This window comes from Leptolyngbya sp. GGD (assembly GCF_026735145.1).
Lineage (GTDB): Bacteria > Cyanobacteriota > Cyanobacteriia > Leptolyngbyales > Leptolyngbyaceae > Leptolyngbya > Leptolyngbya boryana.
The window spans coordinates 308,868-327,084 of sequence record NZ_JAPQKE010000003.1 but is presented as its reverse complement, the minus strand read 5'-3'; the positions used below and the strand labels follow the sequence as shown (position 1 = coordinate 327,084).

The 18,217-nt window shown below is 47.8% G+C and carries 15 protein-coding genes; 6 read left to right on the top strand and 9 right to left on the bottom strand.

The window, feature by feature from the left end; all coding sequences use genetic code 11:
* Positions 1-32: 32 nt before the first annotated feature.
* Both OU814_RS16445 and OU814_RS16440 read left to right on the top strand, forming a co-directional pair.
* Complete coding sequence (locus OU814_RS16445) at positions 33-611, top strand: Uma2 family endonuclease (protein WP_268184358.1); 579 nt, start codon at positions 33-35, stop codon at positions 609-611.
* A gap of 87 nt (positions 612-698) precedes the next feature.
* A complete protein-coding gene (locus tag OU814_RS16440; protein WP_268184356.1) occupies positions 699-2,096 on the top strand; it encodes a DUF3370 domain-containing protein in 1,398 nt (465 codons plus the stop codon).
* On the opposite strand, the gene OU814_RS16435 is transcribed toward OU814_RS16440, so the two are convergent.
* Positions 2,074-3,204 (bottom strand): sensor histidine kinase, encoded by a 1,131-nt coding sequence (locus OU814_RS16435; RefSeq protein ID WP_268184354.1) that lies wholly within the window; start codon positions 3,202-3,204, stop codon positions 2,074-2,076. The genes OU814_RS16440 and OU814_RS16435 overlap by 23 nt on opposite strands.
* 930 nt (positions 3,205-4,134) lie before the next feature.
* Here OU814_RS16435 and OU814_RS16430 point away from each other — a divergent pair.
* A complete protein-coding gene (locus OU814_RS16430; protein ID WP_268184352.1) occupies positions 4,135-6,141 on the top strand; it encodes a polysaccharide biosynthesis protein in 2,007 nt (668 codons plus the stop codon).
* A 108-nt stretch (positions 6,142-6,249) separates the two neighbouring features.
* On the opposite strand, the gene OU814_RS16425 is transcribed toward OU814_RS16430, so the two are convergent.
* Together OU814_RS16425 and OU814_RS16420 are read right to left on the bottom strand one after the other, a co-directional pair.
* A complete protein-coding gene (locus tag OU814_RS16425; protein WP_268184350.1) occupies positions 6,250-7,431 on the bottom strand; it encodes a DUF4336 domain-containing protein in 1,182 nt (393 codons plus the stop codon).
* A gap of 23 nt (positions 7,432-7,454) precedes the next feature.
* Positions 7,455-9,170: a ShlB/FhaC/HecB family hemolysin secretion/activation protein gene (locus OU814_RS16420; protein ID WP_268184348.1), complete on the bottom strand. Its 1,716-nt coding sequence runs from the start codon at positions 9,168-9,170 to the stop codon at positions 7,455-7,457.
* Positions 9,171-9,371: 201 nt separating this feature from the next.
* On the opposite strand from OU814_RS16420, the gene OU814_RS16415 reads away from it, so the two are divergent.
* The gene (locus OU814_RS16415) at positions 9,372-10,283 is read left to right on the top strand and encodes a branched-chain amino acid transaminase (protein WP_017287799.1); all 912 of its coding nucleotides are present in this window, start codon (positions 9,372-9,374) and stop codon (positions 10,281-10,283) included.
* A 132-nt stretch (positions 10,284-10,415) separates the two neighbouring features.
* Here the strand turns inward: OU814_RS16415 and OU814_RS16410 are convergent, their stop codons facing one another.
* The 4 genes from OU814_RS16410 to OU814_RS16395 form a co-directional block, all read right to left on the bottom strand.
* On the bottom strand, positions 10,416-11,306 hold the full coding sequence (locus OU814_RS16410) for an alpha/beta fold hydrolase (RefSeq protein WP_268184345.1): 891 nt from the start codon (positions 11,304-11,306) through the stop codon (positions 10,416-10,418).
* Between the two features lie 203 nt (positions 11,307-11,509).
* Entirely contained in the window at positions 11,510-11,965 is a 456-nt protein-coding gene (locus tag OU814_RS16405; RefSeq protein ID WP_268184343.1) for an HNH endonuclease, read from the bottom strand.
* A complete protein-coding gene (locus tag OU814_RS16400; protein ID WP_268184340.1) occupies positions 11,962-12,198 on the bottom strand; it encodes a hypothetical protein in 237 nt (78 codons plus the stop codon). Before OU814_RS16400 ends, OU814_RS16405 begins: the two co-directional genes overlap by 4 nt.
* A gap of 150 nt (positions 12,199-12,348) precedes the next feature.
* Positions 12,349-13,818, bottom strand: a complete 1,470-nt coding sequence (locus OU814_RS16395) for an FAD-linked oxidase C-terminal domain-containing protein (RefSeq protein ID WP_268184338.1) — start codon at positions 13,816-13,818, stop codon at positions 12,349-12,351.
* A gap of 130 nt (positions 13,819-13,948) precedes the next feature.
* Here OU814_RS16395 and OU814_RS16390 point away from each other — a divergent pair, with 130 nt between their 5' ends.
* Positions 13,949-14,860, top strand: a complete 912-nt coding sequence (locus OU814_RS16390; protein WP_268184336.1) for an MvdC/MvdD family ATP grasp protein — start codon at positions 13,949-13,951, stop codon at positions 14,858-14,860.
* A gap of 48 nt (positions 14,861-14,908) precedes the next feature.
* On the opposite strand, the gene OU814_RS16385 is transcribed toward OU814_RS16390, so the two are convergent.
* Positions 14,909-15,505 carry a hypothetical protein gene (locus OU814_RS16385; protein WP_268184334.1) on the bottom strand — a complete coding sequence of 199 codons (597 nt, stop codon included), beginning with the start codon at positions 15,503-15,505 and terminating at the stop codon, positions 14,909-14,911.
* A 104-nt stretch (positions 15,506-15,609) separates the two neighbouring features.
* On the opposite strand from OU814_RS16385, the gene zds reads away from it, so the two are divergent.
* A complete protein-coding gene (gene zds, locus OU814_RS16380) occupies positions 15,610-17,079 on the top strand; it encodes a 9,9'-di-cis-zeta-carotene desaturase (protein ID WP_190649876.1) in 1,470 nt (489 codons plus the stop codon).
* An 85-nt stretch (positions 17,080-17,164) separates the two neighbouring features.
* Here zds and OU814_RS16375 read toward each other — a convergent pair whose 3' ends face one another.
* Positions 17,165-18,187: an FG-GAP repeat domain-containing protein gene (locus tag OU814_RS16375; protein ID WP_268184332.1), complete on the bottom strand. Its 1,023-nt coding sequence runs from the start codon at positions 18,185-18,187 to the stop codon at positions 17,165-17,167.
* Positions 18,188-18,217 lie beyond the last annotated feature (30 nt).

The following is an 18,217-nucleotide window of genomic DNA, read 5'->3' as shown; positions in this document are numbered from 1 at the left end:
ATTCTAAAAATATCGATTCAGCGAGGCATACCATGACTGCAATCGTCATCAATCTCCGTCCCACGATCGAACTGACCGACGACGAGTTTTACAAGTTCTGTCAGCAGAATCCAAACCTCCGAATTGAAACCACAGCTACCGGAGCGCTAATTGTTACGCCACCCGTGGGAGGAAGAACTGGAAAACGGAATGCTGATCTAACAACTGATGTTGGGCTTTGGAATCGTCAGGCTGATTTAGGAGTTGTGTTTGATTCTTCGACGATCTTTAAGTTGCCAAATGGAGCCAATAAATCGCCTGATGTTGCTTGGGTCAGTCACGATCGCTGGAATGCTCTAACCTCAGAACAGCAAGAACGCTTTCCGCCGATCGCACCTGACTTTGTGATTGAACTACGATCGCGCACTGACGACATCGAAGACTTAGAAGCCAAAATGCAGGAATACATGGACAATGGAGTGCGCCTCGGTTGGCTGATTGACCCCCAAGCGGAACAAGTCAAAATTTATCGGCAAGGTCAGCTTGTTGAAACGCTACAATCCCCTCTCACACTCTCCGGCGAAACCGTTTTACCCGGATTTGTACTCGATCTCAGTCGCATTTTTCGCTAAATCGTCAAGAATTCAACGAGACAAATAGCAAACTGCGATCGCGCTTTTTCGGTATGATCAATCCCGCTCTCGATCTTGAATTCCTTTATGTTGTCGCTTCTCTCCAGTTTGATCTTGTCACAAGCAACGCCCGCTCCTACACCGACACCGACACCGACTCCCACTCCTCCCCCACAGCAAACGATCGTAGAACCGCAAGAAATGCGCGTTTTACCGGGAGAATTAGATTCAGTGCCCGTCTTCAACAGCAACAGCCCAGAAGTGGTGCAAAAAGAAGGAATTTTACTGTCCACATTTCCCGCAGCAGGCAAACAATTTCCATCAGCGCACCTCAATCAAAGCTTTTCCGGCAGATTTGACATCTTCACGCATCACATTGCCAAAGCCCTCACCCCAGAAGATTTGAGAACGCTTTATCTCGGTGTGATTGCTCACAATCCTGGCAAGACCGCGGTAACGATCGACATTCTCCAAGCTGCGAGCTATCTGAGCCAACCTGATGCGCCGTTTATTTCACTCGATCCCGCGATCGCCAATGACGATGGCAAAACTTTCGCAGGTCCCGGCAGTCGCGCTGTCGGGGAAGTCCTGCGCGGATTACGCCAAGATATCTTTCCGGCTCAAGTTGTGATCCCACCCGGGGAAAGCCGGATGTTAATGAACTTGCCGATTCCTGTGAAGCCGCTCACCCCACCGCTCAATGGTCGATCGTCCTTGATGAGACTGCGCAGCACTGGAGAAGTGTATCTTGCAAGCCTAGGCATGTTTGCCAAACAAAATCCCGACAGCACAGAACGCGAACCCACGGTCGAAGAATGGGAAGCATTGCTCAATACAGCAGATCTGTCAGGACCACGCGATAAAACGCCAACCCCGATCGAAGAAACCACAGGCACTTTAATCTACGGACGAGTTGCAGGGGTCGCCGTTGGCTCGCAATGGAACGGACGAATTTTAGATGCAAACCGAGATTCTCTCAGCATTCCTGCACCAGGGGCAGGCTTCTCTTATGGATTAGCCACGCTGCATCGCGGCACATTGGGCACGAATCAAAACCAAAGCGCTAAAATGATTCGCCGCTATCCTGATACAGCCTATCAAGCCCACGGGAACTATGCCATTCAATATAGTCTGACGATGCCGCTGGAAAATACCAGCGACCAGCCTCAAACCGTTGTTCTCACGGTCGAAACCCCGCTGAAGCGAGAAGACACCGACAAAGGACTGCGCTTTCTTGAGCCTGCGGGACCGCAGATGAACTTTCGCGGCACCGTCCGTTGGAGATTCAACGACGATCAAGGATTACCCCAAACTCATTACGTTCACCTCGTTCAACGTCGCGGTCAACAAGGTGCGCCGCTTGTCACCTTGCAGATGCAACCTCAAGAACGACGACTCGTACAGTTCGATTTTCTCTATCCCCCGGATGCTACGCCACCACAAGTGCTGACGATCAAAACCCTTAAATCGGAACCTGCACCGTAAAGCAAGTGCCCACTCCAACCGCGCTCTGAATCGCAATCTGTCCTCCTAAGAGATCAACGCAGCGTTTGACGATCGCGAGTCCCAAACCTGTGCCGGGAATGGCGCTTGCATTCTGAGCGCGATAAAACGACTGAAACAATTTCGATTGCTCAGATGCGGGAATGCCAATCCCTTGATCGGCAACTTGTAGGGTCAGATGGCTGGAATGAACTTGCAAATTGCATTCGATCTTGCCGCCTTTCGGTGAATACTTGATGCCATTCGACAGCAAATTCACGACAATGCGCTGGAATAGAGTGGCATCAATTTGGGTCACGGGCATCGTCGTTTCAGATGAAAACACAATCTCATGGCAAGACGTATTCGCCTGGGCTTCTTCGATCAGTTCTGCACACACTTGTACAGGGTTCACCTCGGTCGGACTGACCTTAAATTCAGGCTGCTCTGTCCGACTCAGCACTAGGACATCTTCTAACATCTGAGCCATCTGCTTGATCTTCGATCGAATTCGCTGAAAATGCTTGCGAGCACGATCGCTCTGCGGAGCCGTCGCCGTTTGCAATAAATCGATCGAGGTCGAAATCACCGTTAAGGGAGATCGCAATTCGTGAGCGGTATCTGCTAAAAATTGAGTTTGCTGCTGCGGAGATTCTTGGGTCGATTCCGGCGCTTCAATCGGGTGACTAATCGTGGCAAATCCGATCGGTTGATCGGTTTCGCGATCGCGAATCAAAAACCACTGACTTTCAAACCAAACCAGTTCAGACGATCTTAAGAGTGCAAACTTGCCTCGCCACTCTCCAACTTCATAAAGTCTCGGCAAGATCGTGTCATTCCAAACCTGTTGCCGGGCTTCGTCTAACTTGAACTCAAATAATTTAAGTAAAGTCTTTCCACTCGGATTCAGACAAATCCACTCGTGATCGAGGGACACGACTCCGATTAAATCTTGACTCTGCTGAGCGATCGCGCCGAACCAACTTAACTCGCTCCAAACCTTTGAGGGACACCTGCTTTCAACCTCTGGCTTTCGAGACGCTTGAAAGCGAGAAGCATGATTGAGGGTTGGGGTAAAACACACTTTAACAGCCTGATGCGTTGACTTCATGGCAGCTTGCTTTGCTTAATCACATCCAGGGAACCGACTGCGACACGCTGATGTTGCGCCTCAGTGATTTCTATTAGCTAATTTCCCCGATCTCTGTGGATCATCCGTACAATTTCGGGCATCTTTATTGTTTCTTTATATTATTGACCTGTATTATTGAAAACAATTCAGCGATCGCGCTGAGCAAGGTGAACGATTCAGTGTTCACGCAGAAGTGGAAAAAAATTGATACATACTGACGCTCGCTCTCTACGATTTTACGATTTTCACCTTGAGAATACGCAGGAGCGATCTCGATCTTAATCCGTACAAGTACTTGGAAAATATGCGGTCTTGCTGCAACTTGAACGGTTTTGAACGTCTAGACGCAAGTTTTACCGTAATAACCCTGAAATTTTGCGCAAGTCATAGCCGTGTAATTTACCAGAAAATCTGTCTGAGATTTGCGTGTTTGAACGCTTAGCGATCGCGTTCAGGCTCGTTTAATCTAAATAGGATTCATGAAGCTTTAACTTCGCTTTTTCTGAGAATCATCAGTTTGTTTACACTAAATCAAAAGCTAGACAAACTAAACTTGAAAACTTGAGTGCATCCATCAGATTTTGAAATTTATCTCTAGTTTATAAACGATTTGATTCCTTGCTCATTTCTTTAAGTACGAGACTTCAAGAAGGTAGTATTTTCACTAAGGGTGTACGTAATACTTTGCATTATGTGGAGACAGACTAAAAATTTGCATGGGTGTACCTAATGGCACGCATGTGAATTTGAGAAAGTGAATTAGAGCGACATTTTTCACGTTTAATCAAGGCGTTTTCTACCAGGTTGATCGAACGGACAGGGTTGTTTTTGAAATCAAGACTCACATCTACCGAACTTTGAGTTGATTTCGTCCTGCATTACGCGACTGAGTAAAGAACGAGATTCCTTATGCGTGAAAAGCTTTCTGTTTCGGCGGCTTTCCTTCGGCTCTTTCAAACTGGATTACTCCTTCAATTCATCACAGGCTTGCTTAAATTGCCCCGCCGCTTGCGACGCTATATTTTGTTCGCAGGCGACAGTATCATCTTTCTAATTGCTGCCTGTATTGCGCTCAATCTGCGGTTTGAAGATTCCCCTTTGATTGACCAATTCTGGTATTACCAAGCATCTCTTGCGCTAACTGTTCCGGTTAAATTCTGCATATTTTATTTATTAGGCATGTATCGACCTCTGTTACGGCATACAGGGGCAGAAATCTTATGGTTGGCACTAAAGGCAGTCATTTTGAGCGAAGCGGGACTGGTTGCATTCAGTACCCTGTTACATGTGCAGGTTTTACCTCGATCGGTTCAAATTATTTCTGCGCTGATCACTTGGATTGGAGTAGTCGGAATTCGGTTCTCAATCCGGCGCTTTTTGGTCCTGATCGATACTGCACCTCAGGCAACTCATGCGGCTGCTGTGCGATCTCGTCAGCGCCATAAGTCGCTGCCCTATTCAACGTCACAGCGAATTATCATCTATGGCGCAGGGTCGGCTGGATTTCAGCTTTCGCAGGCACTGCTGCGTGAAACAGAATACCAAGTCATTGCTTTTGTGGATGACAATCCTGAAATTCATGGCAGATCGCTCGATCGCGCTCATATTTACAGTCCAACTCTGTTGAGAACGCTGATTGCTCAGTACCAGATTACGATGGTTTTACTGGCAGTGCCTTCTGCGAGTCCCCAAGACAAGCGTCGCATTCTTCAGAGTTTGAAGGGATTGCCTGTCAAGGTCAAAACAGTTCCTTCGGTGCGTGAAATTGTTGCAGGTCATGTGCCGATCGGTAAAATTCGGAATGTTGATATTTCTGATCTGCTCGGGCGCGCCGAAGTTCTGCCCGATCCGAGTCTACTTCGAGTTAACATCACTGATAAGTCAGTGCTGGTGACAGGAGCAGGCGGCTCGATCGGGTCAGAACTCTGCCGCCAAATTGCCCAGCAAAATCCTCGACTTCTGGTGCTCTATGAGCTGAATGAGTTTGCTTTGTATTCGATTGAAACAGAGCTAGCAGAAACGTATCCCAATGTGCCTCGTTTTGCTTATTTAGGCTCGGTCACTGATGGCGATCGCTTATCGGAAGTATTGGAGAAGCATCAAGTTGAGACGGTCTATCATGCAGCGGCATACAAGCATGTTCCTTTGGTTGAAAGCAATGCAGCGCAAGGAATCATCAACAATGCCTATGGCACAATGGTGACTGCACAGACCGCAGAAAAATGCAGAGTTGAGACTTTTGTCTTGATCTCAACGGATAAAGCTGTGCGTCCAACCAATGTGATGGGTGCGACGAAGCGGATTGCAGAATTAGTACTGCAAGCATTAGCGGCACGGGCGAAAACACGAACCCGCTTTGTGATGGTGCGATTTGGTAATGTGCTGAATAGTAACGGGTCAGTTGTCCCCCGATTTCGACAGCAGATTGCAGCAGGTCAGCCGATTACACTGACACATCCAGAAATGACGCGCTATTTCATGTCGATTCCAGAAGCGTCACGGCTGGTGATTCAAGCAGGTGCAATGGCTCAGGGTGGTGAAGTTTTTCTGCTCGATATGGGTGAACCTGTGCGGATTTATGATCTGGCGGTGCAGATGATTGAACTGAGTGGATTAGTACCCGGAGCAGATATTGATATTGAAATTACGGGATTACGACCGGGCGAGAAGTTATATGAGGAGCTACTCATCAGCGGAAATTCAATGGCGACGAGTCATCCTAAGATTTTTGCAGCACGAGAGGCAATGATACCGTGGGAGCAGCTAGAGCCATTGTTGGATCAGCTTTTCTTAGCGGCGTATCAGAAAAATGCTACTAAACTACGATCGCTGCTCAAAACTTTGGTTCCAGAATATCAGCCCAGTAGTCCGAAGTCGATGGATTCGGTTCTCAATTCGCAGCGTCGAACGAGTTGAGACGAGTCTGTTTGAGATGGAGATGCTCAAAGAGTGGGGAGTAGGGCGTAGGGAGCTAGTAAGGAAATAACTCCCCACTCCTCACCCAACTTAGGGCTACGATAGCAACTAAAGTTTCTCTTGCGCAGGCGGTGTTACTCCCGTTTGAACTAAGCCCTGCTCGATTTCTCTGAGCAATTCAAAGTCCTCATCTGGTAAAACTCGATCGCTCTCTTTTTCCAAAAAGCTAAATGCCGATCGAAACTCTTGTGCATCTGCTGGAATAGGAGCATCGAAGTGGCAGGGAATAATCCGCTCAAAGTTCCAGCTTGCAACTTGATTTGCCCAATCCATCACCTTTTGCGGTTCACGATTGAGGATCAATTGCTGCAAAATCGGAGCAACGACCAAGCGATGCTTGCGTAATGCTTCAAACGATCGCTGCCAGCCCGCTTTCCAATGAAACGGATACCAGCCGAATAGAGCTTTCTTTGAGCGATCGGGAGCTTTCATTGCTTCTCGAACCGAAGGAGCTAAGTCTGCGATATCCAGCGCACTAGGGCGAAAGTAAAATGTAAATAATGCCACGCGCTGCCAGCCTTTGAGACGATTGGCTTCTGTATCTTCGATGCGATCGACAGCAGTCTCACGCGCATGAAACAACAACGGATAAGGATCAAGCTGAATAATCTCTGGAGCAACTTCTGGCACTGAGACAACAGAATCTGTCACCAGTAAGGTGCGTGAGCTTTTATCCAACAATGCAATCTCTCCAAAGGGGCCGAGTCCCAATCCAATCGGGCCGAGAGTTGCAGACTCAAATTGGTTACTAAAAGAAACATTCTGCCCATCTAGCACATGAGTGCGTTGCTTTGGAAATCCCAACCAGGTCAGAGGTAAATTGGCTGGATAGCTCCATTGGCTCGGTGGAACATAGATTTGAGCTTTAGGAAACCGACGCGCAAAAGGCGGAACACAGACTTTATGCTCTAGTCCCGATATCGTTGGCAGAACAATGTATTTTACCTCGCCGTGTAGGGCGACTAGCTCATCGAGTAATCTTGAACATTCGCGGGTTAGGGCAACCGGAGCATAGATTAACAGTCCACCCTCATCGAGCTTAATCACAGTCATGCGAATCGGTGTGACCACATAAAAGATGCCTTGAAGCTGGTCAAATGTCCAAACGGCATCTTTCACAACTTCAGTTCTAAGGGTTCGACGCTGACGATAGGGATAAATGGGGAGGAGAAACCAATAGAACCACGATCGCTCTCTCGAATCTGTTGAAATGTCTTGCACCGATTGCATCCTTTCTCAAATCTTTCTTCATCTTAAAACGATGGGCTATACCGAATCGAGAAATAAATTCCATTCTCTTGTAAGGTGCGTTTCTCATTTTCGATCGACACGAGCGGAAAGCCAAAATCGATCCGCGCTGAAAAGTTTTCTCCTTGCCGCCACAAAAGCCCTAGACCCGCTCCGACGAGCGTATTCTTTTCAGGATTGTCTCCGCTGCGATTCCAGCCTGTTCCTAGGTCAACAAACGGTGTGAGTTGTACCAGTCCGTTTCTCGGTCTGAAAATCGGCAATCGTAATTCGGTCGAGAACAAAAAACCGTTATCGGTGAGCAGGGCATCTTGTCGATATCCTCGAACTGTTTCTTGTCCTCCCACGCCAATTTGTTCTAAAGGGACGAGTGTACGATCGGCAAGTTGCATATCTCCTCGCACTAGGAATAATGAGTCTCTTGCTAAAAGTCTTGTCCACTGTGCTTGACCTCGCCAAGCAAAAAAACGGCTGTCTGGTGCTTGCTCGTTGATGGTTGAATTCAAGAAATTCAAGCCCAGGCTAAATTGCGATCGCGCGGCAAAAACTTGGCGATCGCTGCGTTGTACATATTCCTGAAAGAAGCGCAAGGCTGAAATTTGAGTGCGTCCCTGTTCATCTGCGCCAGGAGAAAGGGGAAAAGGTCCAATATTATCTAGACCAAGCTCGGTCTGGCTTTCTTGGCGCGAGAACGTCCAACCGATCGCAAACTCATTGGTTGGGCGCTGAACGATGGGCTGTCTCAGCGTCAATTCGTAGTAACGCGATCGCGCTTGAATCTCCAAAATATCAAACGGCTCCTCAATCACTCGGCTGCGATTGCTGCCATAAGCTAGTCGGAGTGTCCCGTTGCGCGCATTGAATGGAACAATATAGCTCAAATCAATGCCATTACTTCCGTCTGTGTTGGTGTAGCTAGCTCTAAGACCATCGCCTAAGCCGAGTAAATTTGCCTGCGAGACTTCGAGTTGTCTGCGGAACGAGCCGACACTCGGAGAACGGGAATTATCGAGCAAAGGCGAGAGGGTCAACGTTTTCGCTTCTGCGATCGTAATTTGTAAAACACTCGTGCCTGGGCGTGTACCTGCTTGCAAGTCGGCTGAAATCGAAGCAATCAAGGGGTCAAGCTGTAACAGCCGCAAGCCTTCTAGCAACCGATTTACATTCAAAGGTTTTTGAGCCACAAGCCCAATTCGGCTGCGGATATAAGCAGGATTAAGGCGACGGGTTCCGATGACATCAATGCTCGCGATCGCACCTTCAATGATTTGAATTTTGACGGTGCCACCCGTTAAAACCTGAGGTGGGAGAACTGCGGCAGAGGTGACATAGCCTTGTTTGATATACAGTTCAGTAATTTCAGTTCTAATTTGCAACAATTCTGCAAACGAGATCCTGCGATCGACATATTTGCGAGTAATCTCCGCGAAGTCTTGCGGGCGAAAAACAGTACTGCCGACAATTTCAATTTGTTTAATTTGAATCGTGTCTGAGACATTCTCCGGAGGTTCAGGAGTGGGGGGAGTTAGACCCGGGAGTAGTTGATCAGGTGGGGGAAGTGGAGTTGAAGTGGGTTCTGGTGGAGAAGGCTGCGGCGGTAGCGGTCTGGGTAAATCTTGAGGTGGGGGAATTGGCAAAACGCGCTGAGCGAGAGCAGGCGACGGATGAACAAGAGGAAGTAGCGACAGGAGCAGAATTTGAAATCGCGAGTGAGAAGCCATATGTATTTTTCATCGTGGAGAATTATCGCCCACGTTTTATTTAAACCATAGTTAGGTCAGGAGATGAACGCGGCAAAATAAAAATTTCTCCTCGATGAAAAGGATTCAGCAGGAGGTGAATCAAACCAGAACGCGAATTTCAAGGTAATCTTGAAATCTGTCTTATCGGGACGCGTTTTCTAGTTTTTGATCCTCACTCCCATGCACAATTTCCTCCCCATCGCCTATTTCAAAAATCAATTTCTCCCTTTTGAGAATGCCAATTTGTCGATCGCAACCCATGCGCTGCATTACGGAACGGGTGCGTTCGGCGGATTACGCGGGATTCCGAATCCAGAGAATCCAAATCAGATTTTGCTGTTTCGCCTCGATCGCCATTGTCAACGCTTGAGTAATAGTGCAAGATTGCTGAATTTTGAGCTGCCTGCGGATAAGATCCAATCGATTATTACGGATTTTGTTAAGAAAAATCAGCCAAAAACATCGTTTTATATTCGTCCGTTTGTCTATACCTCGGATCTGGGGATCGCACCGCGATTACACAATATTGAACATGATTTCTTTGTGTATGGGCTGGAGTTAGGGGATTATTTGTCGCCGGATGGGGTGAGTTGCCGCATTAGTTCTTGGTATCGGCAGGAGGATCGCAGTCTGCCGTTGCGCGGCAAGATTAGTGGAGCCTATATTACGTCTTCATTGGCGAAGACAGAGGCGGTGTCTTGTGGGTTTGATGAGGCGATTTTGCTGAATTCGCAAGGCAAAGTCAGTGAAGCGTCGGGAATGAATATTTTCTTGGTGCGCAATGGGGAATTGATTACGCCAGGATATGACCAGGATATTTTGGAAGGGATTACGCGGGATAGTGTGTTGACGATCGCGCGCGATTTGGGGATTAAAACGATCGAACGTCCGGTGGATAAGTCAGAGTTATTCATCGCGGATGAGGTGTTCTTAAGCGGAACGGCAGCGAAGGTAACGCCTGTGAAACGCATTGAGACGTTTGAGTTTAGTAAGCATCGTCCAGTGACGGATAAGCTGCGTGAAGCGGTGACGGCGGTAACGGAAAATCGGAATGAGACGTATCGCGACTGGGTGAATGTGATTGAGATTTAAGTCGGAAGTTGTGATGGTTGTAGAGCGCTAGCGTGAGGCTGATTATCACAAAGAATTCCCAGAAAATCACTGTTATCCTTGATTAACGGAACGGTGATTTTCTGGGGATTTTGGAATTGATGCTGCGATCGCTTAATTGACTGCCGATGTGACCCAAGTCCGAATCAGTGCGTTCACTTGGTCAGGAATTTCGTCATGCGGACAATGTCCTGCATTCAAATAATGCTCGGTCAGTTGGGGATGATAGCTGCGGAATTTTGCACCGCGATCGCGCGCGTTAATCCAGGGGTCAGCTTCTCCCCACAACATTAACAAGGGTCGCGTTAGTTGTCCGAGCAACACATCGACTTTTTCTCCTTGTGGAGTGCGGAAGACTGATGCAAAGACTTTATCTGCGCCTTGATCAAAGGCAGGGCGTTGGATTTCCTCGATTAAGCGATCGGTGACTGCCGTTTGATCTAAGTAGACCTTTTCTAAGGTTTTTCGGATCGTTGATTTCTGCCGCACATACTGAAAGAGCAACCAACTTGCCCAGTCCTGGTGAAATAAGCTCATCACAAAGCTTCCCATGACTTGGCGAATCGGATCAGGCTTGGTTGTGCCTTGAATATCGGTAAAGGGACCTGCACTATTGATCAAAATTAATCCTGCTGACGATTCGGGACGTTGGGAAGCGGCACAAAGTCCAACATAGCCACCGAGCGAATTTCCAGCAACGACGGCAGGCGCACCGATGACTTCAGTGACGAATTCATGAATCTGGTCGCGCCATAGTTCACCGCTGTATTTCCAGTCTGGTTTTGCCGATCGCCCAAATCCGAGTAAGTCGATCGCCCAAACTTCAAATTCTTGACTCAATCCGATCACGTTTTTGCGCCAGTGATCGGTCGAAGCTCCAAACCCATGAATCAATAACAGCGGGGGGCGATTGGTTCGTTCGCCCATCTTTACATAGTAAACTGGCTCGTTTCGCCAGTTCCAATACTGTCCTGGAACCGTATCGATCGAAGAAGCGACCTGCATGAGACAATCCGCAATACATCACAGATTCAATTGTAAAACTTAGGGGATGTCTCAGGGGCAGAGAGCCAGAGAACTGCATCAGAGAATTACAGTAGATTGAGCTTGCTGAGAGCCTGGAGAAATTTTGAAAATCCCTCCAACCCTTGCAAAATGAGAAATCGTAGACAGCGATCGCAGAATTTCTAAGAGAGCGTAGCCCATCATCAATCAGCTTGCCGAGGATCATCACTGGGTGGATGCCAACCTGCTTCGACCCACAGCGATCTCGCCTCCGTAATTGAGCGTTCTCCTTGGTAGCGATCGTCATTCATGTCCAAGCGATAGCAAGTTGCTCGTCCGATTGGTGTTGTTCCAAGAATTCGAGTGCCATCCGCACTCCAGATAAAATGATCTGCCCAAATCTGTTGTCGAGGATTGAACAAAGATACAGTCTCAGCAGATTCTATATCGTGACCCACAATGAAGTTATATCGGCGTTGATTACAACGACTACAAGCAAGCGCGAGATTCTCTAGATCGTCAGAACCCTCTAGCGATCTTGGTTGAATATGATCGATCGTGAAACGAGACGTACTAATTCGTTCAGGAGAGTGACAATATTCGCAGCGATCCCTTCCTCGCTCGCGCACAATGCGTCTCGTTAATTTACTAAGAGTCATTGTTGAGCAATCAGCCGCGAGTTGAGATAGGTGAAAATGCGATCAAGCTCCTGAATTCCGGTTAATTCCTCTTGTTCTTCCGGGGTCAGATCCCCCGTTTCATTTTTTTCCAGCAATTCCTCTAACCGATCTTGCAGCGCATCAGTAAATTTGAACAGATTCAGTTGATCGACCTTCTCCACTCGAATCCCAGTTTCCAACAATGATGCTGGATTGATCACAACTTGAACCATACGCCCGCTGCCTCAATCTGCTGAATGCCAAGGTATCTCTAGTATAAGGGTGCTGCGATCGCAGCATATTATTCGTTTTATCTCACACATCTAACGAACACTGCATAAACCGAAGCGATCGCAGTTTTGAATAAGCGATCGCACCTTCACCTAAAACCGCTCAACGCCCTCAAAAACCTTCTGTCCATGCGCTTGTGCCGCTTCTCCACAAGTCCGAGGAGTCGGGAATAACTTTGTCGGATTGGCAATTCCCTGTGGATCAAACGCCAACCTCACCCACTGCATCGACTCCAAATCCGCAGGCGAAAACATCTCTGGCATATAGCACCGCTTATCCGCTCCAATGCCATGCTCCCCAGAAATACTTCCCCCCACTTTCACACAGAGCTTCAGAATCTCTCCCCCCAACGCTTCGACTTCTTCTAACGCACCTGGAATCGCATTGTTATACAAAATCAACGGGTGCAAATTCCCATCGCCTGCATGAAACACATTCGCCACGTTGTAGCCAAACTTTTGTCCCAAGGCTTCAATTTCACGCAGCACATATTCCAACTTCGTGCGCGGAATCACCCCATCTTGCACATAGTAATCGGGACTCATCTTCCCCATTGCCGCAAATGCTGCTTTTCGTCCCTTCCAAATTGTTAGTCGCTCGTCCGCTTCGGTTGCTACCGTGACATTTCGCGCTCCATTTTTTTTACAAATCTCCGCGACTCGCTGACTGTTCAAGTCTGCTTCAACTTCTAAGCCATCTACTTCCACCAGCAAAATCGCAGTCGCATCACGTGGATAACACCCAGTCGCGACGACATCTTCGACTGCATTGATACTCATGTTATCCATCATTTCCATCCCGCCTGGAATGATGCCAGCACCAATAATGTCAGATACCGTGGCTCCCGCCGCTTCAACACTCATAAAATCTGCTAAAAGCACCCGAATCGACTCTGGTGTTTTCAAAATTTTCAACGTGATTTCAGTCGCGATTCCGAGCGTTCCTTCTGACCCAACGAACACTCCGGTCAGATCGTATCCTGGCGATTCGGGAATCTCACTGCCCAAATCCACGATCGTGCCTTCGGGAGTGACAATCTTCACCCCCAACACATGATTCGTCGTCACTCCATATTTCAGACAATGCACCCCGCCGGAATTCTCAGCTACATTACCGCCGATCGAACAAATAATCTGACTCGATGGATCGGGCGCATAGTAAAATCCGGCTCCACTCACCGTCTGAGTCACCCAACTATTGATCACGCCCGGTTGAACAATCACGCGCTGATTTTCCAAATCCACCTGAAGAATTTTCCGCATCAAAGAGGTAACAATCAAGACACAATTCTCGATCGGTAAAGCGCCACCTGACAGTCCTGTGCCCGAACCTCTCGCCACAAAGGGAACCGAAGCGCGCGCGCAAATCTTCACGACTTCTGCGACTTCTTCTGTCGTGCGCGGTAACACTGCGATCGCGGGACGTTCTCGATAGCTCGTCAAGCCATCACACTCATAAACCAAAAGTTCTTCGCGGCGTTGCACAACCCCCGATTTTCCCACAACTGCTTCAAATTCGCGTGCGATCGCTTGCCAATTGGGTTGGGTCACTACTGCCGTCATGATCATTCCTGTGCAACGTTATCCTTAACGTACCAAATTACCCTGATTTCGGGTCACAAGATCGTAGATAGAAACTATCAATTGTCCGTCGATTGCTTCTCAATCTGGCAAACTTCTGACTTACATCTATATGACCGTGCTGATTTTGGGACATGCCGCGGATCTTCATGCATCACATCTGTATCAAACCTTAGAACGATTGGGAATTGTCTGTCACTACTGGGATGTGGCAACGTTTCCGACCCAAGCACAAATTACTTGGTCGCCCGTATCTCAAGAAGGCTTATTGCGTCTGGCAGATGGGCGGCACTTAGCAGTCAGCCAGATTCGCAGTGTGTTCTGGCGACATTTTGCCGGGGTACGAGTGCCCAGATTACCTCATGCATCGGTGCAAAAAGCCGCGTATCAAGATGCGATCGCGCTCGTTCGCTCTCTGATTCAAATTCCTTCAATCCACTGGGTGAATCCCATACAGGCGTATCAACTGCATCGCGAGAAACCGCTGCAACTCAGCAAACTTCATCAATTAGGAGTCAACCTTCCCGATACGATCGTCACGAATGATCCAACTTCAGTGCGAGAGTTCGTCTATCGACATTCCAAAACGACCTTCAAACCAATTTATGGCGGAGCTAGAACCCAACTCATTTCAGCAGAACACTTGAATCCTGAACGCTTGAAATTGAGTCTAAAAATTGCGCCTGTGACGCTGTGCGAATACATTGCGGGAGCAAATATTCGATCGTATGTCATTGGTGACACTGTTTATGCAGCCGAGATTTGCAGTGCTGCATTGGATTTTCATGAGGATGACGATGTTAAAGTCATTCCGATCATCTTTCCGAAAGCGATGTGCCAGCAGGCAATTGCGATCGCTCAAGCCTTGGATGCGGAATGGCTGATGATTGATTGGAGATTAACACCGAGCGGCGAGTATCTCTTTCTCGAAGCGAATCCCAATCCATCCTTCTTAGCCTTTGAACAACAGACTGGATTTCCAATCACGCAAGCGTTGATTGAATTGTTGTTGAATTCAGACTGATGTGCTGCGGCTTGAGCAGGTTTGACAGTGTGAGAATCTTGACCAACTCTAGGGAGATGGAGATGGGGACGGAGATGCTGTCGATGAAGGAGATGCTGTCGGAGATGGCGATGCAGACGGCGACGGAGACGGTGAAGGCGCTTGAATTGTTAGGGGAATCCCATCACTGGTCGATCGCTCGGTTGCTTCTATTTGTCTTGGATTCGTGCTGGCTTGTACCTGTGCTGCTGTCAAATTGGTTTGATACTCGGACAATTGCTTGCGAATTCGAGGAATTTGCGCCGCAGGTTTGAGAATATCGATCGCTAATTTCCAGCGATCGATCACCAGTCTCCAATCATCCTTCGACTGCGCCACTCTTGAAAGGTTAGTCGCACTCGCCGCTTTATCATCGGCTTGAGTCAGTAAAGTCTTGATTTCTTCCTCAGAAAGTTTCTGACCCGGTTTTACTGTGACCGTTGGCGGGAGCTTTATCTCAGATCCAGAAGGCTTGGGTGCATCAGGTTGTACTGCAACCAAACCTTGTTTCTCGTAGGGCGTTGGATCAACGGGACGAGACTCGACGTAGGCTCTGATCTTTGTGGGTAAAGGAGTACAGCTTGTGAGAAATCCTAGCATTGCGACGAGTGACAAAACCTTAACCATGAGCAGAGAACAAATTCGACCCCGTTAGAATGCCTCAATTTCCACATTTGATCACACAACAGCGTTAAAATTTCTTAATGAAGTCATGTCAGTGAGATGAGCGAATGCGTGTTGCGATCGTTGGGGCAGGATTAGCGGGATTAGCCGCAGCCGTAGAATTAGTCGATGCGGGTCACGAAGTTGAAATCTTTGAAGCACGATCGTTTGTCGGCGGGAAAGTGGGCAGTTGGATCGATGCGGATGGCAATCACATTGAGATGGGATTGCATGTGTTTTTCAACAATTACGCGAATCTATTCGCCTTAATGAAAAAGGTCGGCGTATATCAAGAATTGCTGCCGAAAGAACATGTTCACACGTTTGTGAATCGTGGCGGTGAACTTGGCAAGCTAGATTTTCGCTTCTTAGTCGGTGCGCCATTTCACGGATTGAAGGCGTTCTTTACAACCGGACAACTCACGATTCAAGATAAATTGCAAAACGCGATCGCGCTGGGGACAAGTCCGATTGTTCCGGGGCTGATTAATTTCGATGCCGCGATGAAAATGATTCGCGCGTTGGATGGAGTTAGCTTTGCTGATTGGTTCCGCAGTCATGGCGGATCTCAAAATAGCTTGAAGAAAATGTGGGATCCGATCGCTCTCGCTCTCGGCTTCATCGATACCGAAAATATTTCTGCACGCTGCATGTTAACCATCTTTATGATGTTCGCCGCGAAAACAGAAGCGTCGCAATTGAACATGCTATCTGGCTCACCTGCGGAATATTTGCACAAACCGATCGTGGATTATCTAGAAGCGAGAGGTGCAAAGATTCACACCCGCAGACAAACCCGACGGATTTTGTTTGAAGGTGAGGGAACGAATACGATCGTGACTGGACTTGCGATCGCGAATGGTGAAACCGAAGAGATTATTACTGCTGATGCCTATCTTGCAGCCTGTGATGTTCCTGGAATTCAGAGACTGCTTCCCCAGGAATGGCGCAGTATCAAGGAGTTTGACAATATCTACAAACTCGAAGCAGTTCCAGTCGCAACAGTGCAAATGAGATTTGACGGCTGGGTGACAGAAATGAATGATCCAGCCGCGAGAAAGCAAGTTGACCATGCAGCCGGAATTGATAACTTGCTCTACAGTTCGGACGCAGATTTTTCTTGTTTTGCAGATCTAGCACTGACAAGTCCGAAAGATTACTACCGAGAAGGTCAAGGCTCTTTGATGCAAGTCGTGCTCACGCCGGGTGATCCGTTTGTGCCAATGAGTAATGAAGACATTGCTCAACATGCTCTCAAGCAAATTCATGATCTGTTTCCTTCCTCGCGCGAACTGAATATGACCTGGTTTAACGTGGTGAAGCTAGCACAGTCGCTGTATCGGGAAGAACCCGGAAAGGATCCGTATCGTCCTTCGCAAAAAACGCCGATCGAGAATTTCTTCTTAGCAGGCAGTTATACTCAACAGGACTATATCGATAGCATGGAAGGTGCAACGATTTCAGGCAAGCAGGCGGCTCAGAAAATTCTGGAACCGACGGGCTATAAAGTTCAAGGGGTTGGATTGTTTAAGTATTAAGCGATCGGTTGCATCCATCTTGTGGGATGGGGAGACGGGGAGAAACAGCCATGATTTTAGAGTTTTGCCCTATCTCCCATCAGATTTACTCGGTTGCTATTGACTGAGGTAGTTTCCCATCGCTGAACCAAATCACATTTTCCTGACCCGTCACACTGACCCAACGAATATCTGAAAACCGATCGCCGTTGTAATCTCCAATTTCGGGAAAGAATGTAGCAGACTGCGCTGGAATATCGGAAATTTGCACTTCGATGTCTCCGGCGCGCCAGATTTGATTCTCGCCTGTACTTGGATTGCGAACGAGAAAATCTGTTTTGTGATTGCCATCAAAATCGCCCGTTTTGATCACAAAATCGCTGCTTGTGCTGGGTAAATCGATCGCGATTGGATCAGGTTGCAGACTGTCGCTTGTCCAAAGCCAAATTTGGTTTTGTCCGGTTAAGCGATCGCGCCAAAACAAATCACTGCGCCCATCGCCGTTGTAGTCAATCATTTCATAGTTCCAAGTTGGAGACTTCGCCTCAAGCCATTCTCCGGAGATACCCAGTGTCTGCGGATCGATTGTCCAGACGGCATTCTGTCCTGTCAACGGATTGCGCCAGAATAATTCATGGCGATGATCACTTATAAAATTTGCAGCAGCAGGTTCCCAACCCGGTTCAATCTGAGCGATCGAGCGTTTCACACGCTGCGCCCCATTCATTGCCCAGATCTGGAACTCCCCAGTCGTAGAGTTATACCAAAACAAATCGCTGGTTCCGTTGCCGTCAAAATCGCCGACCACTTCTGTCCATGTCCCTTGCAGAGAATCAAGCCATTGGGCATCCAAGGATGAAGTTCCATCCATCAGCCAAATTGCATTTTCTCCAGTTTTGGGATTTCGCCAAACGAGATCCGTTTTACCGTCTTGATTAAAGTCGCCATATTTTGGAGTCTGCCAACCTTCTGGAATGAAGAAGATCGGACTTGATGCACTCGTTCTGATATTGGCTGATAAATTAATTTCTGGAATGCGTGTCGTGAGATCAAAACTGAATAAATCAGTCCGCCCATCTCCATTAAAATCAGGTGCTTTGAACGAATTCAAACTATCAAAAAATGTCATACTTCTCCTCACATAGGAACTCAGCAACAA